The sequence below is a fragment of the Desulfosporosinus fructosivorans genome (assembly GCF_004766045.1).
GTDB lineage: Bacteria > Bacillota > Desulfitobacteriia > Desulfitobacteriales > Desulfitobacteriaceae > Desulfosporosinus > Desulfosporosinus fructosivorans.
On record NZ_SPQQ01000015.1, the window covers coordinates 12,123 to 37,238 of the forward strand.

The 25,116-nt window shown below is 44.4% G+C and carries 23 protein-coding genes; 5 read left to right on the top strand and 18 right to left on the bottom strand.

Translation table 11 applies throughout. The features are described from left to right. The 4 genes from E4K67_RS25505 to E4K67_RS25520 are packed head-to-tail and all read left to right on the top strand — an operon-like array spanning window position 1 to window position 3,464. A complete protein-coding gene (locus tag E4K67_RS25505; RefSeq protein ID WP_243454630.1) occupies window positions 1-1,284 on the top strand; it encodes an FAD-dependent oxidoreductase in 1,284 nt (427 codons plus the stop codon). Then, window positions 1,281-1,577, top strand: coding sequence for a ferredoxin family protein (locus E4K67_RS25510; RefSeq protein ID WP_135551919.1), 297 nt, complete (start codon window positions 1,281-1,283; stop codon window positions 1,575-1,577). The genes E4K67_RS25505 and E4K67_RS25510 overlap by 4 nt, the downstream gene beginning before the upstream one ends. Window positions 1,578-1,609: 32 nt before the next feature. Beyond that, entirely contained in the window at window positions 1,610-2,395 is a 786-nt protein-coding gene (locus tag E4K67_RS25515) for an electron transfer flavoprotein subunit beta/FixA family protein (protein ID WP_135551921.1), read from the top strand. Between the two features lie 16 nt (window positions 2,396-2,411). Next, entirely contained in the window at window positions 2,412-3,464 is a 1,053-nt protein-coding gene (locus tag E4K67_RS25520; RefSeq protein WP_135551923.1) for an electron transfer flavoprotein subunit alpha/FixB family protein, read from the top strand. Between the two features lie 221 nt (window positions 3,465-3,685). Here the strand turns inward: E4K67_RS25520 and E4K67_RS25525 are convergent, their stop codons facing one another. The 15 genes from E4K67_RS25525 to E4K67_RS25595 all read right to left on the bottom strand — a co-directional run bounded on the left by E4K67_RS25525 (window position 3,686) and on the right by E4K67_RS25595 (window position 20,510). Continuing rightward, window positions 3,686-3,988: a hypothetical protein gene (locus tag E4K67_RS25525; RefSeq protein ID WP_135551925.1), complete on the bottom strand. Its 303-nt coding sequence runs from the start codon at window positions 3,986-3,988 to the stop codon at window positions 3,686-3,688. A 216-nt stretch (window positions 3,989-4,204) separates the two neighbouring features. Then, window positions 4,205-5,566: a permease prefix domain 1-containing protein gene (locus tag E4K67_RS25530; protein ID WP_135551927.1), complete on the bottom strand. Its 1,362-nt coding sequence runs from the start codon at window positions 5,564-5,566 to the stop codon at window positions 4,205-4,207. 11 nt (window positions 5,567-5,577) lie between these two features. After that, window positions 5,578-5,916, bottom strand: coding sequence for a PadR family transcriptional regulator (locus E4K67_RS25535; protein WP_135551929.1), 339 nt, complete (start codon window positions 5,914-5,916; stop codon window positions 5,578-5,580). A gap of 280 nt (window positions 5,917-6,196) precedes the next feature. After that, window positions 6,197-7,069, bottom strand: coding sequence for an EamA family transporter (locus E4K67_RS25540; protein ID WP_135551931.1), 873 nt, complete (start codon window positions 7,067-7,069; stop codon window positions 6,197-6,199). Between the two features lie 117 nt (window positions 7,070-7,186). Further along, window positions 7,187-7,909, bottom strand: coding sequence for a helix-turn-helix transcriptional regulator (locus E4K67_RS25545; protein ID WP_135551933.1), 723 nt, complete (start codon window positions 7,907-7,909; stop codon window positions 7,187-7,189). 306 nt (window positions 7,910-8,215) lie between these two features. Then, complete coding sequence (locus E4K67_RS25550; protein ID WP_135551935.1) at window positions 8,216-8,542, bottom strand: putative quinol monooxygenase; 327 nt, start codon at window positions 8,540-8,542, stop codon at window positions 8,216-8,218. A 144-nt stretch (window positions 8,543-8,686) separates the two neighbouring features. Next, window positions 8,687-9,139: a MarR family winged helix-turn-helix transcriptional regulator gene (locus E4K67_RS25555; protein ID WP_135551937.1), complete on the bottom strand. Its 453-nt coding sequence runs from the start codon at window positions 9,137-9,139 to the stop codon at window positions 8,687-8,689. A 702-nt stretch (window positions 9,140-9,841) separates the two neighbouring features. After that, the gene (gene glmS / locus E4K67_RS25560) at window positions 9,842-11,665 is read right to left on the bottom strand and encodes a glutamine--fructose-6-phosphate transaminase (isomerizing) (protein ID WP_135551939.1); all 1,824 of its coding nucleotides are present in this window, start codon (window positions 11,663-11,665) and stop codon (window positions 9,842-9,844) included. Between the two features lie 666 nt (window positions 11,666-12,331). Further along, window positions 12,332-13,669 carry a phosphoglucosamine mutase gene (gene glmM, locus E4K67_RS25565; protein ID WP_135551941.1) on the bottom strand — a complete coding sequence of 446 codons (1,338 nt, stop codon included), beginning with the start codon at window positions 13,667-13,669 and terminating at the stop codon, window positions 12,332-12,334. A gap of 89 nt (window positions 13,670-13,758) precedes the next feature. After that, window positions 13,759-15,360, bottom strand: coding sequence for an NAD(P)/FAD-dependent oxidoreductase (locus E4K67_RS25570; RefSeq protein WP_135551943.1), 1,602 nt, complete (start codon window positions 15,358-15,360; stop codon window positions 13,759-13,761). Between the two features lie 5 nt (window positions 15,361-15,365). Continuing rightward, a complete protein-coding gene (locus E4K67_RS25575) occupies window positions 15,366-16,607 on the bottom strand; it encodes a CdaR family protein (protein WP_135551945.1) in 1,242 nt (413 codons plus the stop codon). 3 nt (window positions 16,608-16,610) lie between these two features. Beyond that, window positions 16,611-17,423, bottom strand: coding sequence for a diadenylate cyclase CdaA (gene cdaA / locus E4K67_RS25580; RefSeq protein WP_135551946.1), 813 nt, complete (start codon window positions 17,421-17,423; stop codon window positions 16,611-16,613). 105 nt (window positions 17,424-17,528) lie between these two features. Then, a complete protein-coding gene (locus E4K67_RS25585; protein WP_135551948.1) occupies window positions 17,529-18,551 on the bottom strand; it encodes a DUF1786 domain-containing protein in 1,023 nt (340 codons plus the stop codon). Window positions 18,552-18,629: 78 nt separating this feature from the next. Next, entirely contained in the window at window positions 18,630-19,778 is a 1,149-nt protein-coding gene (locus tag E4K67_RS25590) for a DUF362 domain-containing protein (protein ID WP_135551950.1), read from the bottom strand. Continuing rightward, the gene (locus E4K67_RS25595) at window positions 19,779-20,510 is read right to left on the bottom strand and encodes a PIG-L deacetylase family protein (RefSeq protein WP_135551952.1); all 732 of its coding nucleotides are present in this window, start codon (window positions 20,508-20,510) and stop codon (window positions 19,779-19,781) included. A 288-nt stretch (window positions 20,511-20,798) separates the two neighbouring features. Between E4K67_RS25595 and E4K67_RS25600 the strand changes: the two genes are divergently transcribed. Then, window positions 20,799-21,599, top strand: coding sequence for a CAP domain-containing protein (locus tag E4K67_RS25600; protein ID WP_135551953.1), 801 nt, complete (start codon window positions 20,799-20,801; stop codon window positions 21,597-21,599). 129 nt (window positions 21,600-21,728) lie between these two features. On the opposite strand, the gene E4K67_RS25605 is transcribed toward E4K67_RS25600, so the two are convergent. The 3 genes from E4K67_RS25605 to E4K67_RS25615 are packed head-to-tail and all read right to left on the bottom strand — an operon-like array spanning window position 21,729 to window position 25,079. Next, window positions 21,729-21,977, bottom strand: a complete 249-nt coding sequence (locus E4K67_RS25605) for a MoaD/ThiS family protein (protein ID WP_135551955.1) — start codon at window positions 21,975-21,977, stop codon at window positions 21,729-21,731. Further along, complete coding sequence (locus tag E4K67_RS25610) at window positions 21,974-23,872, bottom strand: aldehyde ferredoxin oxidoreductase family protein (protein WP_135551957.1); 1,899 nt, start codon at window positions 23,870-23,872, stop codon at window positions 21,974-21,976. The genes E4K67_RS25605 and E4K67_RS25610 overlap by 4 nt, the downstream gene beginning before the upstream one ends. 7 nt (window positions 23,873-23,879) lie before the next feature. After that, window positions 23,880-25,079: an iron-containing alcohol dehydrogenase gene (locus E4K67_RS25615; RefSeq protein WP_135551959.1), complete on the bottom strand. Its 1,200-nt coding sequence runs from the start codon at window positions 25,077-25,079 to the stop codon at window positions 23,880-23,882. Between the last annotated feature and the right edge of the window lie 37 nt (window positions 25,080-25,116).

Consider the following 25,116-nt stretch of genomic DNA (forward strand, 5'->3'; position numbering starts at 1 on the left):
TTGGAAATAGGTATGGGAGAAAAATTTGATGCAGTAGTCGTGGGCGGCGGTATCGCCGGCTGTGTTGCCGCCACAGTTATGGCCCGCGCAGGACTTGAAGTCATTCTAGTGGAACGGGGCAACTTTTCAGGTAGCAAGAACGTTACCGGAGGTAGGCTTTACAGCCACAGCTTGGAAAAAATCTTTCCTGGATTTGCTAAAGAGGCTCCCATTGAGAGAAGAGTAACCCGAGAACGACTAAGCTTTACCACACCAGAAAATGCAGTCACCCTTGAATACAGTTGCAGTGGACCAGGCAATGCAGAAAAAGATTCCTATGTGGTTTGCCGCAGCCGCTTTGACAGGTGGTTGGCGGAAAAAGCGGAGGAAGCCGGAGTCATGATGATCTGCGGCATCCGCGTGGATGACCTGATCATGAAAGACAGTAAGGTTTGCGGCATCATCGCCGGCGAAGATGAAATCGAGGCGGATGTTGTGGTGCTGGCCGACGGTGTTAATTCCCTGCTCGGTCAAAAGTGTGGCCTCAAGTCCGAACTGACCCCTAAGCAAGTAGCGCTGGGAACAAAAGAGGTCATCGAGCTGGGAGAAAAGGTCATTGAGGAACGGTTCGGACTAGCTAAAGATGAAGGCCTTTCTTGGATTTTCTCAGGTTCCGTTTCGGGTGGCGCAGCGGGCGGCGGTTTCCTCTATACCAACTCTGACAGCATTTCTCTGGGGGTGACGGTGAACCTAAACGATATTGACAGTCTTGATAAAACCATTCCTCAATTGCTGGAGGAATTCAAGCATCATCCCGTCATCGAGCCCATCATTCGGGGTGGAAAACTGGTCGAATACTCCGGCCACTTAATCCCTGAGGGCGGAATAAACGCCGTTTCCACCCTGTACGGTGACGGCGTACTGGCTGTGGGAGACGCAGCAGGCCTGGTCATCAACCTAGGCTATCAAGTCCGAGGAATGGATCTGGCCGTCGCTTCCGGTGAGCTAGCCGCAAAGGCTATCATCGAGGCCAAGAATAATGGCGACTTTTCTAAGTCGTCACTAAAGCGCTATGAGGAACTGTTGAAAGAAAGCTTTGTAATGAAGGACCTGGAATCTTACAAGGGCGCCCCGGAGTTCTTGGAGAACAGCCGCCTTTACCAAGAGGCCCCACAGCAGCTGGACCACATGATGGCGGATCTTTTCACAGTTGATGGACAAAACGCTAGACATTTGGCTGAGAAGCTAATGGATACCGGCGGATGGTTAAGGACTGAGCTTATAAAGGGGGCAGAATTACTATGAGCAAGGTTAAAAAATTTGATGTTATTCAAAAATTAGGCGTTGACAAGATAGCGGTCAACGAAGGAAGCACTCACATTGTTATAGATAAGGACTATGTGGGGGAACAAGAATTGCAAAAAGTGATCAAAGCCTGCCCTGCTGCCCTTTATGACGAGGATGAATTTGGAAGCGTTCGCTTTGACTTTGCAGGATGCCTGGAATGCGGCACTTGCCGGGTGCTATGCGGTAAAACCATCGTCAAGCAATGGAACTACCCGGAAAGTAGCTTTGGCGTGGAATTCCGCTATGGCTGATTGTTTCAAAACTGACCGTTAGGAGGAAAATTATGAAACTAATTGTGTGCGTAAAGCAGGTTCCCGATACAGGGGATATCAAAATTAACCCGGAAACCAATACGATTATTCGGGAAAGCATGCCTAGCATCGTCAACCCTTTTGACAAAAACGCCCTAGAGGCTGCCGTCAGGCTCAAAGAAGCCTATGGCGGAACTGTTACTGTGCTTAGCATGGGCCCGAAAAAGGCCAGTGAGGCTCTTAAGGAGTGCATATCACTTGGGGCTGACCATGGTGTTCTGGTCACCGACAAGGCTTTTGCGGGAGCAGATACCTTTTCCACCAGCTATGTACTGGCCGAGGTCATTCGTACTCTGGGTGACTTTGACCTAATCCTATGTGGAAAGCAGGCCATTGACGGCGATACCGCGCAGGTTGGCCCAGAAATCGCGGAACATTTGGGAATACCCCAGGTAACATACGCCGCGAAACTTGAATATGCTGACGGAACATTTATCGTCAACAAGGAACATGACGAAGGGTATGAGGTAGTGGAAATGAAGCTACCTGGTCTGTGCACCGTAGTAAAATCTATTAACGAGCCAAGGATGCCCACCATCCGCACTAAAATGGCCGCCAATCGGGCAGTCATTCAGGTGTTCACCGCGGCAGATCTAACCCTTGACCCCTCCAAGCTGGGACTCATTGGTTCTCCCACTAGGGTAAAACGGGCCTTTAGCCCCCCCAAGAAAGAATCCGGTGTTAAGCTGGATGGCTTGGAAAGTAGAGCCGCCACAGAAAAACTGGTTGGTTTCTTAGTCGGGGCCGAATTGATTTAATGGAGGTCGGGAAAACTTGAATATTAATGACTGTCGAAATATCTGGGTGTTCGTGGAAACAGAACACGGGCAGGTAAAAAATGTTGCTTTAGAGCTGATAAACGAAGGAAAGAAGTTGGCCCATACGGTCGGTGAGGAACTAATCGCCATTGTAATCGGCCATAAAATGGAGAACGTTGTCCAGACTGTGATAAGTTATGGTGCCGATCAGGTGATTTTGGTGGATGGAGCGGAATATCAAGATTACACCACCGACGCCTATACCAATGCTTTCACTAAGCTTATTAAAATACATCAGCCTTCCGCCGTACTCGTTGGCGCGACCATCAACGGCAGAGACCTAGCACCTAGGATAGCCTGCCGTATGGGAACTGGCCTAACGGCAGACTGCACAGGCCTTGAGATCTCCCCAGAGGGTGAGGTGACCTGGACGCGTCCCGCCATGGGCGGAAACTTGATGGCCAATATTATTTGCCCAAATACCCGCCCCCAAATGGGCACTGTGCGACCCGGTGTCTTTAAACGCGGAACTTCGGATAAAGACCGGACTGCAAATATAATCCGTGAAGAGATTTCCACTCCCGAAAAAGAAATACGTACCAAGCTACGGGATTTTATCCACGTAGCGGGAATTGCCGGAGTCAAAATCGAGGAAGCGGATATCATCGTTTCCGGTGGCTTGGGGATTGGCAAGGCGGAAAATTTTATGCTCCTACAAGAGCTGGCAAGCGCTCTGGGTGGAGCGGTTGCAGCATCCCGCGCCGCGGTGGATGAGGGCTGGATCTCCCCCCTACAGCAGGTGGGACAGACTGGCAAAACAGTGGGGCCAAAGCTCTATATTGCCTGCGGCATCTCTGGGGCTATCCAGCATGTGGCAGGAATGTCCTCCTCAGATTTCGTCGTGGCTATCAACAAGGACCCTGAAGCCCGAATTTTTGACATTGCAGACTTTGGTATTGTTGGAGATTTATTTGAAATTGTACCGCTTCTAACGGATGAAATCCGCAAAAGAAAAAAACTCAATTCCACTCCTCCCTCTATAATGACTCCTAACAATATTTGTAAGTAGTATTACTACGTTAAAACCAAAGCCCTGAGTGAAGACTCGGGTCTTTGGTCTTTTAGCTAAATTCTTATTGTGTTCAAAGGGAGCGCTATGAATTCACGATAGAGACTTGAGGACTACTCAGTTATCCTCAAGCGGATGTAATATTCACAGTTGGTTTCTTGTACTCGTATGAAAAGTACCACATATCGTGAGTAACGACAATAGTTTCATTCTGACTCATATTAGAACTCTGACAATTTACCCAAGTAGTCCGTTCTGATACAATTATCCTCAGTTTTAATGTAATCTTCTAGACATAATTGGTAGATATAAACCTCTGCTCCTTTTTGCAAATATCCTCCAGGGTCTTTAATCAACGTTACAAAAGAATCATGTGAATAAATTTTAGATATAATACTCTCCCTGTTCATTGTTATGCTCTCATTGATATTGATCGTATTATCTTTGATTTTATAAACTTGGGCTTCACGAATTTTAGAGTGGTTGATATTGAAACGAACTTTGTATATTCCGTAATCACCCATCTTCATCCCTCCTACTAAATAATAATCTTACCCTCTTCCTCCCAAGGTACCCCTAATTTATTATATGAAAAAATTCTCAATCAATAACTAGGGGTTGTAAGCAATAATCGCTTACAACCCTAGTTATTGATCAAAAGGCTTCAAAACGCTCATTTAGGGTAACCGCAGCAGGAGTGTGGGTTGATACAAAAAGACAAGCAAGTACACCGTTACGAATTAATTAAACCTAAAAACAATCGGAAATATAAATGCAACAATTGCTGTCCAAGTGAAATAAACATAGAGATAATCTGTCTGCCATTTTATTATCTTAGTGAAATCAAATTTCTTCTTGAAATACCCGATATATAACCAGGCAAGACCGACCAAGTTGCCCAGCAAAGCCAAATTCTCACCTAGCGCGGCCAGCTTATTGGGGGTAATGCCAAAGGCGGACAAGCGGAAAAGTATGGCCGATAAAGCAACCCCGTCGATAGCCAGGGCTGTCAGGATCAGGGCTAGATTCAAGTAATCAAACAGGTTGGCTGGCTGGCGAATATCTCTCGCCGAAATGACGTACAATACCAACCCCAGTACTAACGCCAGCATAAAATCGAATCCAATTAGGAACTCTCTTTCCATAAATGGGCTATTACCGGTAATAATCATAACTATTAAGAAAGCAACCATAATTATAAGGAAGAGCGGACTGAATATTTTGGCCAAAATAGGTGCAAAGTTCTCCACCACGCTTTTTTTGGCCTCTACTAAATATACAGTAATCATGGCTGCCGCACACCCTCCATAAATCAGTAAATACTCTGCAAGAAATTTTTGGACGTCAATTTGGATGGCTTCGAAAATAACTAGCGTGAACAGGAATAACACCATTACACCTGCCATAACTAATACACCATAGATAAAGGCTTCACCTGTGAAGCGTATAAAATTCATTCTCCCTTTGCTGCCTTGCCACTCCCTGCCTATATAAGTTGCTCCGACGACCAACCACAAAAACAAAGGAAGATGAACGATGGTAAGAACTTCTGTATGGTGAGGATCAAATGACGGATACACATTGATAATCACCGCTGCTAGGATAAAAATCCCCAGTATCGTTGCCCATGTTTTTAACTCTGCTTTCCTCTTGATTAAGAAAAATGCCGCAATAAAAGGCAGAATAAAGAAACTAAAATTTTTAATGAAGAATATTTTAATTTCACCGTCTTGATCGAGTAATCCGAAACCAAAAAGTTCGGGAATTTTGAACAGTGTCCCGGCTAGCAACGCAAAAATCACCACCAGGGTAATATCGCGCCGATTCAGCTGCTTGGCCAGTGAATCTATCGGATCTACCAATAAATGTTTCCATAGGCTTTCAGTATTTACTTTGGCAAACTCATGTGAGATCGCATCGACATTTCCTAAACGTTTGACACTAATTAAAAACGCTTCATCTGGCGTGAGTCCTGCTACAATTAAGTCCTCGATTTCGTCCCGCAAATGATTCTCCAATTCATGAATATCGGCATCGCTTAAATTACCATGGGCTCTCAAATGATCGCTCCACGAATGAACCTCTGTTTCCAAATCAAACATCTTGATCCTCCTTACGAATTACTTTCTTCATTCCAGGTCCTAGCAAGAGCATTATTGACTATTTCCCACTGCTTTTTTTGGAGTTCCAACTCGGTTAACCCACTCTCCTTAATCCTGTAATATTTACGCTGCCGGCCTGCCTCCGATTTACTCAAGTAAGATTCAATTAACAGATGTTCTTCCAGACGATGTAATACCGGATACAACATACCTTCCGTCCAAATTAGTTGATTCTCAGACATTTCTTTCACGCGCTTGATAATCGCATAGCCGTAACTGTCACATTCCTTGAGGATGGCCAAAATGAGAGGGGTGGCAGAGGCGGCTATCAAGTCTTTAGATACATTCATTCATTCAATTCCCCCCACTATACCTAATACTTCTAGGTATGATATGAATTATACCTAGAAGTATTAGGTATGTCAACTGTACTCACGTCGTTAACTAGTGTGAAGCTCATACAAGTTTCCCTAATCTACACACTTCCCAATCCGTACCTCTATCCTCATCCCGCTCTTCAGCTCAAAAAAAAATACGTTGGTGTGAGAATTTCTATCTTCTCAACCAACGCATTAAATATTTGTCCATTGTCCCTTATTTCCGCAAGACGATGAATTAAGTTTTATTTCATTATTTACGTAATCTCCCCAAGGACAGGATAACCAATCCGGCAAAAACCAGAATCATCCCGACTTGAGAAAGAAGAGATAATTTTTCTTTCAGCAGAAACAATCCCAATGCCGCTGCAGTAACCGGTTCCGCAAGGGATAAAGTAACTGCTTTGGGAAAGGGTATTTTGGCCAAACCATGTGAAAACAAAATATAAGCAAGGGCAGTGGCTACTAATCCCAAATGGAGGGCAACACCGGTACCTTGGATGGTTTTCAGCCACTCCAGGTTGTCAAAAAAGAGAAAAGGAGAAAGTAGCAATGCCCCAATGGAGAATACAATCCCTGTCACTGCTTCCGGAGGGTGAGACACCAGCAGTTCCTTGCTCGCGGCGGCATAAAGTGCATATGAGACGCCGGCTCCCAAGGCCAGGACGGTGCCAATAGAGTTCAGCGCTAGTTTCTGACCGCCAGTAATCACCAGAATACATCCGATGACTGCAAGCAAGGTGGCTGCCGCCCACCTCAGCCCCGGGTTTTCCCGCCGCAAAGTCAGAGAAATTAAACCAGCGAACACCGGCGCACTGCCGATGGTCACTACTGTTCCTACAGCCACCCCCGTTTTCAAAACTCCGGCAAAAAAGAAAAGCTGATAGGCAGCCATACACCCGGCTGCGAGGAATGTGGTCCCCTTGAACCAAGGCGGATTTCCCGACAAAGCTCCCCGCCGCCAGGCAAAAATTAGAAGAGCCGCTCCGCCTACTGCTAGGCGAACAGATCCGATTGACAATGGCGATGCACCGGGAGGGGCAAAAGATTGAGCAGTGCCTGTCGTTCCCCAGAGCACCGCCGCTGCCACCACTAGGCTTGAAAAAAAAGTTTCATTATGCTTCATTATTTTCTCCTTTAGCTAATTTTAACTTTTGATAATAAAAGTAAAACCAATCAGCTTCCTTTTATATAATAATAAAGCAAAATGATAAAGTTTTTTTCACCAGGATTAGGATATTTTTTAGCTTATCTTCATATTGTTCCGCCTATATTCTGCTGGAGTAATACCTTCGATTTCTTTAAATACTCTATCTAGCGAAGACTGGTGGACATATCCGACCTCCCAAGCAATCTGCAAAATATTAAGACTTGTCCCAAGAAGCAGTTGTTTTGACTGCTGGATTCTCACTTTTTTCAGATATGCCATCGGGGTACAGTTCATAATGCCTTTGAACCATGAACAAAAATAACTAACAGTATAATGTTCCAAAGAAGCGAGCTTCTCCAGGCTTATCTGTTCGTTATAGAATTTCTGAATATATTTAACCGAGTCCGGAATCTGATATTCTGTCAAATAGGTATTAAAAAAACGAAAAAGAGAACTGATCCTAGATGATTCGATTTTACCTTGATCAGCTTCACTTAAAAGAAGGAATCTAATGGCTTTCCATTTCTCATCCATTTCATAGTTTTGTCCACCTGGGAAATTATCCAATTCCCCGAATTGAAACATAAATTGTGGAATATCCAATACCAGAAATTTGTTGTTCTGTTTTGCCCAGAAGGTGTGCTGGCAGGAAGGGGGAAGTAAAAACAAATGGGCCTCATCTAACTTTAATTCCTTGCCTTCGGTCTTGATGTTCAGAACTCCCTGAAGCGGCAGTATTAACTGAACAAATCTGTGGTCATGGGTTTTTATAACATCGGTATAAGTCCTGTGTTCACAAACTATTTTATTATCCACTGCTGCCCCACCTTTTTCAAAAACATTAACTAAACTCACTATGATATTACTCACAATATATTATTTTAACATCTTACTTATAGAATTTATATGAAGATTTCTTCTGTTAAACGCTCCAGCATCCGAAGAACGCGTTGTGTTTTCCTCTAATTTTTTTGTTTTTGGTGTGAAATTATTTAAAGAATGGCATAATAAAGCGGACGTATCTTCGTTTGAAATACGCCCGCTCATCTTGCAGGATTTCTGTATTCAGTTGGTAACGATGATAGCCCATATATTGTTTCATAGCTAATTCACTTACTCTAATTAGTGGGCTGATTGTCCGATACGCTTAAGTATGCTAGTCCTAGGCGCATCCCGCAACATTGCAGTAGCCTCTTTTAGCCCGGATTTTGCGGCACTCATGTGAGCATGAAAGGCTTCTATATTCTCCCATTCTTGGGTAGAGTAAAAAGTTCCGGGGTAATTGCTGTCTTCAAAGATTTCATAGCTCAAGAGTCCAGGTTTTTCTGTTGTCGCTATCGTTGTCATAAAAGCCTTTCGTGCAAACTCCTCTTCGCCATCTTTAGCATGAATTTCAATGAATACTGTTACACTGCTGGGGTACTTTTTGCTGTCGTTTGTTGTATTCATACAATCCCCCTCTTTTTCTGACTTAACTTACTTACATGAAATGTCAAAATTTAAAAACTCTAATACCACTTTCGCTACTAAATCCTCTTTAATTCATTTGCAACTCTTTATCAAAAAAAATTTATTAGGGTACTGTGTATACATTTATTCCTTATTGAATTTGGATAACAGCTTTTTCATAGCTTGAGTAGTTTGTTTTATGAGTTCCAGATCTTCATCATCAAGATTACCAAAAAAACGGGCGGAGGATTTAATTAACTCTTCAGCTGATTTGTTCATAAATTTTTTTCCTTCGTCTGTAATCCGAATCAAGAAGACCCTTCTGTCTCGACTGCTGTTTACACGTTCAACATAATCCAGCTTAACAAGCTTATCAGTTAACACTGTTATGTTTGGTTTTGTAACATGGAGGATTTCACTTAAATCACTCATTGAAAGTTCTTTTCCGTCCACCAGCTCCTGTAACATTCTAAAATGCGTTCTAACCAGTCCTGTTTTATTTAGTTGATCGTCAATAAATTTAAATGTTTTGCTGTTAAATTCATGAGAAACATTTGAAAATTCCTTAATCATTAATAATATTTCATCATTTTGCACCTTACTCCTCCTTAGAATGATTATTCAAAATCGTTTTAGGATTTCTTCATCTGAACCTGCATGCAATTAATTAAATACTTAATAGTTAAATACTTAATTGAGTATAATGCTGGATTTAGTCAATGTCAAGATATAAATAAGTGCCTAGTAAATTCGTTCTTTTTCTACAGCTGGGTAGGAAATAATGACTACCTATAGACTGCTTACGGCATTTATACTGCATAGAGTTGCATTCAAAATACATCAGGAATTGCTTGAGGATAATGGCCACAGCTTCGAAATACTGGATGTATATTGAAAGAGGAAAGTGCATCCCTTTCTCATTTGTCCTTTTGACCACTATTTGTCATCAAAACTATACTCTCAACGTGCCCTGTTCGCGGGAACATTTAGCCCCTAAATCAGCCTTCAATGAAGTAACACCGATGTGCCACGTTCGAGGAAACCTATACACCTGATAACACACTTTCTAAGAATAAGGGGCGCTTCAAAATAGAAATATTTTGAAACGCCCCTTAAATAATTCTGTTCTTTTCAACTTTATTTTTCAGTGTACAACTTTGTTTTTATTAACAGCTACTTCATTGGATAGTGGTTAATAAGAATGCCTAACCGACTTTATTGGCGACATTATTTCTGGTCTATAATTAGGACAAACTTTATTCCCCAAAACTACAGATACCACAAACCCACACTCGGTCCCTACTCCACCGTAACGCTCTTAGCTAAATTCCTCGGCTTATCGACATCGCACCCTCTGGCCACGGAGACATAGTACGACAATAGCTGAAGCGGTATAACTGTGAGAAGCGGAGCCAGCTCATCTATGGTCTCTGGAACGTAGATCACATGATCGACGGACTTCGCCATATTAGTGTTTCCCTTATAGGTAAGCCCGATCACTCGAGCATCCCGCGCTTTTACTTCTTTGACGTTAGAGATGGTTTTATCATACACATCCCGTTGGGTTGCTAAAGCAATGACAGGGGTCTCCTCCGTGACGAGCGCTAAGGTACCGTGTTTCAATTCCCCAGCGGCATAGGCTTCGGCGTGGATATAGGAAATCTCCTTGAGTTTCAAGGCTCCTTCCATGGCGACTGCCCAGTCAAGTGAGCGACCAATGAAGAAGGCGTCTTCCACTTTCACGAACGACTGCGCCAACTCTTTGATCAGGTCTTCCTGATTTAAAACTTCCTGAGCCTGCTCAGGAATCAGCTTCAAAGCAGTAATAATCTCACCAATTTTTTCCTGAGGCAACGTCCCTTTGACCTGAGCGAGATAGAGTCCGAGCATGACCATTCCTTCGAGCTGTGTTATATAGGCCTTTGTCGAAGCGACAGCAATCTCAGGACCTGCCCAGGTAAAGATTACATCATGGGCTTCTCGAGATACCGTGCTCCCCACTACATTCGTAACCGCCACCACGCGCGCACCTCGATTTTTGGCTTCCCGTAGAGCTGCTAAGGTATCTGCGGTTTCCCCAGACTGACTGATCACTATTACTAGGGTATGATCGTCAATAATCGGGCCGCGATAGCGAAACTCGGAGGCAATGTCCACTTCAACCGGTAAATGGGCCCAACGCTCGATCAAGGTCTTACCGACTAATCCGGCATGCCAGGCCGTACCGCAAGCGACTATATAAACTTTATTGATCCGTGCTAGTTGTTCAAGGGTTAAATCTACTTCCTCGAGAACAACACTCCCGTCTTTTAAGCGACCCAACATCGTATCTCGCAAAGCTTTCGGTTGTTCATGAATTTCCTTAAGCATGAAATGTTCATACCCGCCCTTTTCGGCAGCCACTGCATCCCACTTCACATCAAAGACTTCTTTTGTACGTGGATTTCCTTCGAAGTCTGTGATCTTTACCTCCTCTTTAGTAACAACCACCATTTCGCCATCATCTAAGATATACACTTTTCGTGTATAGTTTAGAATGGCCGTGATGTCACTGGCTACGAAAAATTCTCCATCTCCGAGACCTACAACCATTGGACTATCTTTACGAGCAGCAACCAGCTTATCCGGGTCTCTGAGACTTAAGACAACCATGGCATAGGAGCCACGAATTGTCGCTAAGACTTTACGGACAGCCTCTTTCAGGTCTCCTTCATAAAAGTCTTCCACTAAGTGGGCCAAAACTTCTGTGTCAGTCTCCGAAACAAACTGGTGTCCTTTTTCGATGAGTTTATCTTTTAGTTCTAAATAATTCTCTATGATTCCATTATGCACCACTGCAAAGTCCTGCTTGCAATCGCTATGAGGATGAGCATTGACAAACGACGGACGGCCATGAGTCGCCCACCGAGTGTGTCCGATCCCGATGCAAGACTGGGAAAAATCCTCCCCAAGTTCCTCTTCCAAGGCTACTAATTTACCCACGCTTTTAGATACTACGATTTTCTGCTGGTCTAGGACAGCTACTCCCGCTGAATCGTACCCTCGATACTCTAACTTTTTCAAGCCCTCCACCAAAACGGGTATAGCAGTTCGTTTTCCTATATATCCGACAATACCACACATATGCTTTTCTCCTTTCAAAATAAATAATCTGTACGAGCAATTTATGAATTGCCCCTACTTTCTGCCGAGTAAATTAAAAGCCGTCCCGACACGGACGACTTTGTTGATTCAGAATTTAGGCAACGCTAGCAAGGGGGTACATTTAGACATAACCATCCCTTGTCTTGTCAGCTTACTCCTTGTCCCGAAAATTACTCTTCGGTTTTAAGCAAGCTTACGGTGACAAGCCACCGAGAGGGATCCGCCGAAAATTTCGATAACCCTCTTCCTCGTCGACCTTAAGTATGAAACTTTAAGGCCCTGGCGCTCAAATTATATTGCCGTTCTGAAACAACCGTCCATTTTTCTGGTCTTGTTCTTTTTGACTTGTCGTTGTCATTATTGCTGTCGCATCACCTTCTTTCATAGCCTAAGTCACTGATACCTAACTTAGGAATTGTTCGTTATTTAAAGGATGCCTCCATAATCTTGAATACATCCGCTTAAAATCGGCGTGCGCCAAGCTCTTGGCGCTGGCGAAATTCTTGGGTTTTGCACTTATGCTAAAATACTTTTGAAATGACAGGGCAGGACTCACGGCATATTCACATACGCCGTGAGGTTAATTGCACCTGAGCACATACCATTATACGCTAAAATCAAAATAAAGTAATCCAACTGTGTACTTTATTCGTCGCACTGCCTAATAATGTCGATAACTCCCTGCGCAAGTTCTTTTAATTTATCTTGATCAGGGCCTTCTACCATCACTCGAATCAGCGGCTCCGTCCCAGAGGGGCGGACTAGTACTCTGCCTTGGTCGCCGAGAGCAAGCTCTGCTTCTTTCACTTTTTCGAGAACTCTCTCATCCTGCATTAAGCGATCCTTATGTTGTACCGTAGTATTGAGGAGCACCTGAGGTAAGCGCCGCATCTGTGATGCGAGCTGGGAGAGTGGAATTTGTCGTTCCTTGATAACCGATAATAAATGGAGGGCGGTCAATAATCCATCCCCTGTTGTGTTATGGTCGAGGAAAATAATGTGTCCGGACTGCTCCCCGCCAAGCTTTGCTCCAGTTCTGAGTAGCTCTTCCATGACATAGCGATCCCCAACCTGGGTCTGAAAGATCTCAATTCCTGCTTCTTTAAGGGCCATATGCAAGCCAAGATTACTCATCACAGTTATGACAATTGCATTTAAATCTAAGGTTCCTTTTGCTTTTTGGGCTAAGGCACAAATGAGCATGATGAAATCCCCGTCTAAGATATTTCCTTGTTCATCTACCACTATAAGACGGTCGGCATCTCCATCCAAAGCTAGCCCCAGAGCAGCGCCATGTTCTATAACTGCCCTCTGTAACTGTTCTGGGTGGGTTGATCCACAACTGGCATTAATATTAACACCATCTGGTGTATTGCAAATGGGGATTACCTCAACTCCGACTTCCCGCAATACTATGGGCCCTACATACGCTGCTGCCCCGTTAGCGCAATCTAAAACAACTTTAATTCCATCCAGACGTCCCACAGTGTTTTTTAGGAAATCCATATAACGACGCCCAGCATCGTTGATGTCAATTACTCGTCCTACTTCTCCACCAATCGGGACCTCCCAAGGTTTTTCCTCGTTTAACACAATACTTTCGATTTCATCTTCAATTCCATCTGGTAGTTTATATCCTGTTGAATCAAAAAATTTAATGCCGTTATCTTGGACAGGGTTATGGGATGCCGAAATCACAACACCAGCACTAACATCAAGGGTGCGTGTCAAAAGGGCAATTCCTGGTGTTGGCAAGACTCCAACCCGCAAAACATCTGCTCCGACAGAGCAAATTCCTGAGATCAGTGCCGCTTCAAGCATGTCCCCAGAAATTCGGGTATCTTTGCCGATCACAATTCGGGGGTGTGGATGCTCCTTGCTCAAGACGTAAGCACCCGCTTGCCCAAGGCGAAAAGCGAGACTCGGTGTTAGCTGGCTGTTGGCCACGCCGCGTACCCCATCGGTTCCAAAGAGTCGACCCAAACCTTTTCCCTCCTTACCTTCTTCTAGTGTATTGATCGTATGCTATAAATGTGTTTGACTATCTATATCACAGGGTTAACTCTATTATTCTACTCTACATTAGCATATTGCGCCATAAGATGCTCGGCCATTCTTAAACCATCCACTGCAGCACTCGTAATTCCCCCGGCATATCCAGCGCCTTCACCCGTTGGATATAGACCCACTAAACTAGTGGATTCCCCCTGAACATTTCGCACAATGCGGATGGGGGAGCTTGTCCTTGTCTCGATCCCTGTCAAGGTCGCCTGGTCTCCTGAGAAGCCCTTTATTTTCCCATTGAAAACACGAAGAGCCCTGCCTAATACATCCCCTACCGGCGTTGGGAGCACAGAATGTAACTCACAAGGTACGACGCCGGGTGTATAACTCGCTACTAAGTCGAAGTGGTCAGACACACGTCCATCCAAGAAATCCGTGACCCTCTGAGCTGGAGCTCGGTAAGTTTCCCCACCCGCTAAAAAAGCCTTGCGTTCCCATTCCCTTTGGAATTCAAGGCCGGCCAGTGGATGGGTTGTTGAAAAATCGTCTGGGCCAACTGTCACTACTATGGCACTGTTGGCAATGTTCGAATCCCGCCCATAACTGCTCATACCATTCGTGGCAACTCCGCCTTCTTCCGAAGCTGCAGCCACAACTTTTCCTCCAGGACACATACAAAAAGCGTATGCGCCACGGCCCGTCCTTACATCCTGAAAGGTCAGCTGATAATCTGCTGGGCCTAGATGACGGTGTTCCTCGACTCCGTACTGGGAAAGATTAATCAGAGCCTGCGGGTGTTCCACGCGCAGGCCAATGGCAAAGGATTTCTTCTCGAGTGTGACGTCCATAGCATGTAAAAGCTCATACATATCTCGGGCGCTATGCCCAATTGCGAGAATCACGGCATCTGCGGGAATCTCTTCATGACCGTTTACAATGACTCTCTGCATGCGGCCAGAGGAGGATATCAGTCCGGTCACTTTAGCCCGGAAACGAATCTCTCCACCTAAGGACTCGATTTCTTCTCGAATCCCTTTGACCACATTTTTCAAAATATCCGTTCCAATGTGTGGCTTAGCCAAATACTGAATTTCGGAAGGTGCCCCGTGCTTGACGAAGGTTTCTAAAATGTCCGAAATCCGTCGATCCTGGATGCGGGTTGTGAGCTTGCCATCGGAAAATGTTCCTGCTCCACCTTCACCAAACTGCACATTGCTCTCCGTGTCTAACTTCCCAGTATCCCAAAACTCTTGAACTTTACGGGTACGTTCCTCAACCGAGTCTCCTCGTTCAAGGACAAGGGGAGCATACCCTCTTCTCGCTAAGGCTAACGCAGCAAAATAACCTGCTGGTCCGGAACCGATCACCACAGGACGATGTTTTAGGGTCTTACTGGGCGTGGGCCATACTACTGGAACTTCTAAAGGCACTTCCTTCAGCCCAGGAACCCGAGCCAAAACGCGACTCATTTCCACGTTAGGAACATCAAGTGAAAACTGGATTGTATAATCGTACATGAGATAGGGTTTTTTACGAGCGTCCAAGGAACGTCGTAGAAAACGAAGGCCACTGATGCTTTGCTCTGGAACTTTTAACTTGCGTGCTATCGTTGCTAATAATAGAGCATCCTCTTCAACAGGAATTCTCAGATTTGTCATAAGTAAATCCATGTAAATTATTCTACTCCTTTTGCTACTTTAGCTTTGAGGCTATAGTTCACTTGTGGTGGTGTAGACATACTAACGCCTGGCGGAAGTTGCCAGTAAACTTTTGCATTGGCATATGGCCCTGCAACCTGGTCAGTGGCGTCAACCCAGAGTTGAATCTGAGTCGCTGTCACATCTTTTAAGACATCGGGCAGCCCCTCTACCACTATGTCAATAGGGGGAAGCGGTTGCTCAAGCTCAAGATCCTTCTCGAGATTACGAATTTGAACGACGACTCCAGAAATCCCCTTTTGAATAATTCCTTGTCCAATTTGAGCTACTATACTCAAGGTGGTTCCTTGACTAAAGGAAACCCCCTGGGGTAATGCTACTTTGTCGTTTGGAATCGGAAATACCTTATCTTCCGCCAGATTGGTAATATCTACTGGACCTAGATTTATTGCATCGAATCCTTTTAAAGCCTCAGCTGTTCCTAAAACCTGTACACTGTTTGGAGAAGGAACTAAGGAGCGCAAGATCTTTCCTTGTGCTGGCGTGCCGCTACTCGTTACTTTTAAAGGAACCATCTTGGAGGAAAGCTCCTTTTTCACAACAGGTACAATCACATCCGCTGTACTTGGAAAGGCACTCAAAATATCCACGTTCGGATTAGGTCCGAAAATAGGTTTACCCTCTTTATCACGAAAACTCACCGGTCGGGAAATCTGGATTGTTTCATTGGCTCCCGTTGCGCTGACTTCCACGGTTACTTTGGTTAGCGTGCTAAGAATAGAACTCGGCCCACGGACATTAACCGCTGACGGTTTAACGAAGGTGCTACCCAACTTATACCCTTCCGCGGGAACACCCGTAACAAGGGCCTCGACCGGAACTATTTTTTCCTGGACAGTATCCAGTCGTAATATAATGTTTGCGGGTTGAACATCCACTACATTTGTGCCCACAGGGGCATTGACTTTAATATTATAGCTGCGTTCCCCTGGTTCTCCACTAGAAAGATCAACCTGAGCATACATATCTTTAATATTAGCACTAGGATTAATCCCTTGAAAGCGAACCAGGACCGAAGGTAGCTGAGTCATAACAATCATATCCTGAGGTAACCCACTGGCGACGAGGGGTATAGAAAGTGGTTGCTCATGGATTAGGGCACTAGTGGTCCCTTCATTCATCACAAAAAGCCAAAAGAGAATCGCAAACAAGAATGATAGAATTTTGGCTCCGAGGTTTCGCCGAAGTAGATTTAGCATGGGCTACCACCTCCAAAACGGAATGGCTGATGAAGAGATTGTCTTGATTTCAAGTTCCCTCAACAACAATTCTCGCAACATTTTTTCATCCACAGAACGCGTAAGCGCTCCATCAATTCCAACAGAAATAGCGCCTGTTTCCTCTGAGACTACAATAATCAATGCATCTGTAATTTCTGTTAAGCCTATTGCAGCTCGATGGCGTGTCCCCAATTCTTTTTGGATATTTGGATTTTCAGATAGCGGGAGAAAGCACCCTGCCGCAGCCACGCGATCCCCCCGAATAATCACAGCACCATCATGGAGCGGGGTATTAGGAATAAAGATATTAACTAGAAATTCCGAAGAAACCACCCCGTCAATCTTAATCCCAGTTTCCACGAAATCTTGAATTCCAGTTTTCCGTTCGAGTACAATCAACGCCCCGATGCGGTTCTTGGAGAGGACTTGTGAGCAACGAACTAACTCTTCCACAACTTGTCCCGAATTATCCACTCCTGGTACTAAGGGGTGACGGGTAAAAAAGTTCCCTCGCCCTAGTTGCTCCAGCGCCTTCCTGAGCTCAGGTTGGAAAACTACAGGTATCGCTATGACAAACATTTGTAATAGTGCATCCAATAACCAACTAATCGTCACAAGTTTAAAATATCTGGCAAGAAGAGATACGGTCACTAAAACCATGACTCCCTTAACCAACTGCACAGCACGTGTACGTTTAATGAGCATGTAGAATTGGTAAAAGACCAATGCCACCACGACGATATCGATAGCACTCCGCAATTCAAAATTGCGATATTGCGATAAGAATTCTGCCATGGTCTTCCCCCTTTCTTCCTGCGCACAAACCTGCTCTACCTACATTTATTATTTCTCCGTAAAAGTAAAAAAACCTGCGTTCCTCGAAGAAGAATTAAGTAAAATTTATATTTCCCCTATCCCCGCAAGGAGCCCAAAACACCCTGTTAACATCATATCCCCATAAGGGGCTGCTTCATACCAATTAAGAGGTTTTGCCAGACTTCTTCTGGGGCCGGTTACCGCGACAAAATCCCATCCTGGCTTCATTTCTGGATGAAGCGTTGCGCCATGTCCGCCTTGCTCAAAGACTTCGGCATTGGTTAATTCAGTGGACTGAAAACGCTGAATGAATTTGGCCAAAGATTCTAAAGCAAGGAAACTCGTGTGTTGCTCAAAGATACCAAAAACCCTATCCCCACAAATGGCTGCAGCCAAGGTATGCGAATTCCCAATATTGACAGCTAAAATCCCTTTATTCAGGTGAGGGATCACCAACGGGTCTGCCATTATTCCTAAAAGGGCAGAAGTCCCTGTATCGGATAGGATTGCCTCTGGCATGATTTCTCGGACTGCACGCATTCGGGTATATACCTCGGGAATATCCTTAGTATACACTAGCTTTCGTAAGTCTCCGCCTTGCATCACAAACTCCTCCCAGAGTCGGAAGCGCAAGATTCGATTGCTTTCCGTTACACTAAACCCGTGATCTTGTACGGCTACTGCTAGCCTCTGAGGATAATCCAAGCCAAACGCCTCAATAGCCTGTCTTAGAGCCGTGAGGTCAATATCCCCCAACCAAATGGGTGTAGTAGCTTCAGGTGCTTTTTCGCGAAGTACGATTCCCATTCTCTCCACAAGTGTCAACTTATCATTAAAGGTTAAAGCGGCCTGAGGGGTTACGTAAGCTTTGAGACCTGCAGCCAAATGCCTTTTGACGGCTACAGCACACGCTCCTCCACCCATTAAATGACCATGCATGAAAATTTCTTGACCAAGCCCTGTCGCTTTGCGAATCTGAGCTGCAACAATCTGAGTTCGGCTTGGAACAATAAATTTCGGGCAGTTTTCGATCGATTTTTCTGGCTGATAGAGAAGAATATCCTGAGTGCCAGATCCCACATCGATGATCATCAAACTTTCTGTCATGAATAAAACCACCTTCTCGAAACACAATTAACACATTATCTGCCAATCAGCTATTTGAGGGGCAATTCACGAATTCCCCTACTTCAGTAAGGTTCTACCCAACCAGGGCTTAAAGAGTTTTACCGCTTGCTGCGGGCAAAGCTCCTGACAGCAAAAACAACGTATACACCCTTCTAAGTCCACAACTGGTCGCTGGTTCTCATTCATCGTGATAACCTTAGAGGGACAATTATTGACACAGTCACGACACCCCACACATGTTTCATGCTCAAAAATCGGACGCGGACGCATTCGGTTGAGTATAAACTTCTTAACGTTGTTTGGGAGGGGAACCATATCCAAAAAGTTTGTTGATACAGCTCTAGGAATAATAAAGCCTTGAATTCGCCAGAGCGAGCGTGAATCTCCTATCAACTGAAGTTCATCAAGACGACTTGTTAGCCCTCGAACGCGTGCTGCCATAATGGTCGGAACCTTTTCTGCTTTTAAGCCAATCAGATCCGTAGCTACGACATCTAGGGCAAATGGATCCGTACTCATAATAAGTGCACCAATGTTGCGAGGATTTCCAGCCGAAGGCCCATCACCTTCCATACCCACGACCCCATCCATGATACTTAAAGCTGGTCTTACCCAAGTAGTGATATCCACGAGAAGATCGGCAAAATCACGTACTTTGAACATTTTAAAGTGAAATTCGGCTTTTAAAAGGCCTGGAATAACTCCAAAAAGGATCTTAACAGCTCCGGTAAAGGTCATCATGCCATGAGTTTTTAACTTAGAAAGGGGAATTACAACATCTGCATCCAAGACACAGTTGATAATGGTTAAGCTTTTAGCGAGTTTTCCGTCTGGATACTGGACGGTCGTTTGTCCAACATCTTCGTTAAGAATTGCTCCAGTGCGCTCTGCAACCTCTCTTAAACCCGACCTCGTATAAATCGCCCGGAGTGCGTTTACAGTGTAAGGACCACCTGGGCTGTCTCCAATGATCGGAATCCCACCGGCCTCCTGAACAAGGTGAACCACTGCTTCTACAACGCTGGGATGAGTCGTAACCGCTTCTTCCGGTCGCTTTTTCATGAGCAAGTTCACTTTTAGCAAAACCTTTTGACCCGGTTTCACAAACTCAGACATGCCCCCCAATTCAGCAAGTCCTTCTCGTAAACGCAGTTCCACATCCGTTGTGTAATCTGGGCAATATTTCAGTACAACTTTCGCCGGCACTTAATCTTCCACCCTCTCTAAGCCCTCAAAGAGATCCTTCCCTCGTCCTGGAAAAGCGCTCAACGCCTGGTCACATTGAAAATACTCTTGGCTTAAATAATCTTGCTTTACCTTTTTTTCCAACCTTTCAAACCTTTGGCGTGAACCCGCTTGAGTCTGATGCTCTAAAATTGCTTGCCATTTCCGCTCCGCCCAAGCTGAAATCGAGATCGTATAATCAGCTTCCAGAAGCTTGTCCGCCGAAAGTCGCCATCCAGGCCTGACATAACACAAACGAGGTAGAATATATGGGTTTCCCCAATCCAGTTCTATTTGCTCCTTCGCAAACTGAACAGCTGCTTTTGTGTAGTGATGAATCGCGCGGTGGTCCCTGTGTCCCGATGATCCATCTGCGCCAAACGTAATGATAACTTGTGGACGAACATCGCGAATGATTCGAACAAGTTTCTCTACTATTTCAAGTGGGGGGGCGCTGGGAACATCCTTATCGCGATATCCAAGAAAAATAACCTTTGCAATCCCTAGGACACCAGCAGCGTTTCGAAGTTCCTTTTCCCTAATGGAGCCAAGGTCTTCAGGTTTACAAATCCCTGCTACCTTACCGGCTTCCCCCTTGGTCGCAGCCACCAGGGTAATATTCACCCCTTGTTCAGCGTATTTAGCGATTGTTCCACCTAAGGCAAAGGATTCATCGTCAGGATGGGCGAAGATGAGTAGCATCTGTTTTGCCATACTTTTGCTTCACCCTTTCTTTTTTTATCTAATAGTAAACTCGTTCGACTAGAGGATAAAGGTGTTAATAAACAGCCTAGTTATCTAAGTAAGCTCCATTTTATTCACTAATTATCTTATTAATAGATTAGCATTTATTATACCTCTTTTTATTCCTTGAGGGAAATTTCCAGTTATACGAGCACATTGCCCGCCTGTAAAAAAGTACCGTTTCCTGATACAACTTCCCGTGTTATACTGCAGTTGTCACCGTCGATTGCCCTTAAAACACCTTGAGGAGGGAAATTAATGCAAAAAAAATCAAAAATTCTTGTCGGAATTCAAATCGGTATCCTTATGACCGCAGTTGCCTTACCCGTACAAGCCGCCGTTAACATAGGCGCACCTCGGCCTTTATCAGGGTCTGTTGTTACCATTAAGTCTAATGTTGCTGTTCAAGCCACACCCGCTCCAGCTACATACACAACTCCGACTCAGACAACTCAAACCACCACGAGTGTTCAAACTTCAACACCCTCGATTTGGACCGCCCAACCTACCGTCAGTGGAAATGTCGTTTCCTTGAAAAATATCTATACTCAACCCAGTGCCACTCCTGGAACTGCAACACCTACTCCGGTTACAGTTCCAGCTCCTACTCCGGTTACAGTTCCTACCACTCCTTCAACGACTCCAATTGCCCCAGTCATTCCACCTGTGAGCGCCTTAACCGCTGATGAACAACTTATGGTGGATATGATTAATCAGCAACGACAGGCTGCTGGTGTCAACCCAGTAATTGCAGACCTACGTTTAACTGCAGTAGGACGAGCTAAAGCCAATGATATGAAAGTTAACAACTACTTCAGCCATACCTCTCCGACTTATGGTAGCCCCTGGGCTATGATGCAACAAGCAGGAATAACTGTAGGCTGGGCTGGGGAAAATATTTCCGGTAATAAATCCGTCGCCGGGTCAATGGCAGCTCTTATGCAAAGCCCTGGCCACAAAGCAAATATTCTGGATCCTCGTTTCACACATGTTGGTGTAGGAATTGCTTATGGAAGCGCCTATGGAAATCTTTACGTTCAAGAATTCTTACAACAGTAGTTGAATTTGTTTAAGGACCTCCTGTCGGAGGTCCTTTTGCTTTATCCATCTAATCGTGAGACTCCCATTGTAAATCATGGAGTGACCCCCACCGAAATCTCGATGTTCAACTTAAGTTGAACAAGTTCACTAACCTCCGCTTGAGGGGCTAAGTAATGCTAACTCATCACCATCCTTGAGTACGACAGAAAAACGTTTATTTCCACTGATATGCTTTTTATTGACAAACATAATCGCCTGCTCTAGCTTGTGTTCCGAGATGTTTGGGCAGCTTTGAATGACCTCGTCTAATACCTGCCTTACTGTACCTTCTTTGACAATCAGCTGCCTTATATTGCTGTCAACACTGATTAACCCAAAGAACTTAACAGTAATCATACACTATAGCCCTTCAAACCCAGCTTCTGGAGTCTGCTTTTTGTTGGCACACCCTGTTCATCCCAGCCTCTGATTTTATAGTAGTCCTTCAGCATTTCTGGCAGTTTAACCTTACTGTCAGTATCATTTACCCTTTGAAGTTCACTTGTAAGCCTCTTTGGCAGGGTATCATCACTACCCTTCAGTCCTTGCCTAAGGTTGATAATTCTTTCAAGATTGTAGCCCCTTTCACCGGTCTTGATAAAGCTTCCAATCGTTGTTTTAAAGCCTGTCACTGATTTAATAGAATAGGGATGCGGCAGTATCCCCTTCATATTAAAGCTCATTAACCAGGTATGGTTATGCAAAAAGCTCACTAACCCACCAAAAGAAGGGATGGCCTTGTTAATAAACCTTACCAGACTATTATTTGGATTTTTGACCAATACCTGTGGTAACAACGAATAAGTGGTAAATAGACAAGTACCACCGGCTGAGACTACCTCCATCAAATCTTGAAAGAAGATGGTATAGGCAGCTTTTCCCTTGGCAGTCTTTCCACTGACGTTTAGCCCCAGTCCTTCAAGCACAACTAGGTAACCTCCGTTTAAGTGACACCCCCCTCTGTTTGAGGTTGCATACCCTAATCCCATTCCTTGGGCAGCACGTGGCTCATAAGCAGCAATTTCAAGTCCCTTGACATGCATTGCATAGTCACTACCACCATATTTCTCTGAAATACGTTTTGTTCCTTCTGCCAAGTCGTCACCAATACCTTGACGAGTTGCTACTTTTTTAACTAGCTCTTCCAGAGGTGAGCACTCGCCAAAGCTCAAGCCATTCTTCCATAAGCCTTTTTCATTGAGTTCCATTGCAAAACCAACGCAACTCCCAAAGGTAATGGTATCCAATCCATACTCGTCGCATAGATGATTAAGGTTTAAGATGCTTTGCATATCATTGTTCAGCAAATTGCTGCCAAGCAAGCCCAAGGTTTCTAACTCAGGTCCTTTAACCTCTTTCCCATAGGCTTTAACCACCCTACCACACTGAATTGGACAAGTTACACAGCCCTTGTTTTTAATCAAATGATCTTGCCTTAATGTTTCACCATTGATCTTTTCAAAGTCATCATAACTACCTCTTGAATAATTCTTTGTAGCAAGTAAATTACGATAATTCATCATACTTACCAGCGCCGCAGATCCCAGCTTTGGCAACTGCTCGCCTGTGAGTATATGTGTTTTTAGCGCCTTAATCCAATTTAGGTTATTTTTCTTAAAATCTTCCTTATCAAACGTTTCTATACTCTCTTTTCCACTGGCGACAACCCCTTTAAGATTCTTAAAACCAAACACAGCACCTACTCCGCCACGCCCAGCAGCACGCTCCCCACTGATAACCGCAGCATACCTGACCATATTTTCGCCAGCAATACCGATAACGAACTTACCTATGTTTTTTCCACCCAACAGTTCTTGTACCTCGCCCGTATTTTTGCCCCATAAATGGTCAGCATTTTTAATTGTAATTTTTTCATCAGTGACATCAAGGTAGACCTTATCTTTGCTTATTCCGCCAATAATCAGTCCATCGTAACCCGCACGCCTAAGGTGCAATCCAAAGCTTCCACCGCAATTCGAGGAAACCAACAGACCAGTCAAAGGCGAAATTGTGGACACATTAAATCTGGAGGAACAGGGCGACGTTGAACTGGTAAGAGGGGCCGTCGTGATGACAAGAATGTTTTCCTCAGAAAAAGCTTCCACCTTACTCTTAAAAGAGTCATAAATGATCTTTGCAGCCAGCGTTTTGCCTCCTAAAAACAGCTCTCTATCCTGATCGGATACAGGATAGTCCTCAACTATACCACTACTCAAGTTAATCTTAGCAATTTTCCCAGCATAACCAAACATAATTCACCTACTCCTTAATCGCACGATAAATATTAAACATATCCTCTTTAGACATAATCTTTGGCACAGGATAAAGTGGGTTGGCTTCTGCCAAAGCACGTTTTAACATTAAAGGAATATCGCCCTCCACAATACCCTTGAATTTTTTTGGTATGTTCATGCTTTCATTGAGATTCTTTATTGCTTCTATAAACTTGATTGCCTTTTGTTCCAAGGTGTCGGTTGGTGCGCTTATACCAACCAAATCCGCTAATTCAGCTAAAGGTTTGTGCACTGTTTCACCATAATACTCTAGGACATATGGCAAGATGATAGCATTAGCTAGTCCATGAGGAGCCGAGTAAAATCCACCGAGCGTATGGGCTATGGCATGTACATAACCAACATAGGCCCGAGTGAAGGCAAGCCCTGCCAAAAAGGAAGCCTGTTGCATATTCGCACGGGCGAGAAGGTTTGAGCCGTTAGAATATGCCTCAAAGATATTTTCAAAAATTAGCTTTATTGCATCTCTAGCCTGCTGTTTTGTCTGGGTTGTGTTACTTCTGCCGATGTATGCCTCGACGGCATGTGTCAAAGCGTCAACTCCCGTTGTCGAAGTAATATGATTCGGCAGATTAACCGTAAGCAAGGGGTCCATTACAGCGTAATGTGGAATGAGCGAAGTGTCATTAATGGCATACTTTTCATGAGTCTTGCTGTCAGTTATCACGGCAGCAATTGTCGTTTCACTCCCTGTTCCAGAGGTTGTTGGAATGGCAAACAGCGGAGGAATTGTTTTCATAACCTTAAAAACGCCCTTCATCTGAGAAATACTTTTATTGGGTCTTGCTACGCGCGCACCCACACCCTTTGCACAATCCATCGGCGAGCCGCCGCCAAACGCGATAATACCTTTGCAATTGTTTGCTTTGTACATTTTCAAGGCTTCCTCTATGTTATCAATGGTTGGATTCGGAACAGTTTTATCATACACCTTAAATTCCACGCCTTCAGCATCCAAGCCCTTAAGTAGTCCGTCCATAAGTCCAAGTGAGGCAATACCCCTGTCAGTTATGATCAAAACGCTATCAATACCCTTGCTTCTTATAAGCTTTGGCAGCTTATCTAAGCTGTTTTCTCCTTGCAGTAATTCGGGCTTACGCCAAGGCAAAATATAAGAAACCACTTTAAAAACATGTTGATAAATCCTGCAATACAAGTTATACATTACAACCCCCCTCTTTCTATTTTCAGTTTTTGGCAAT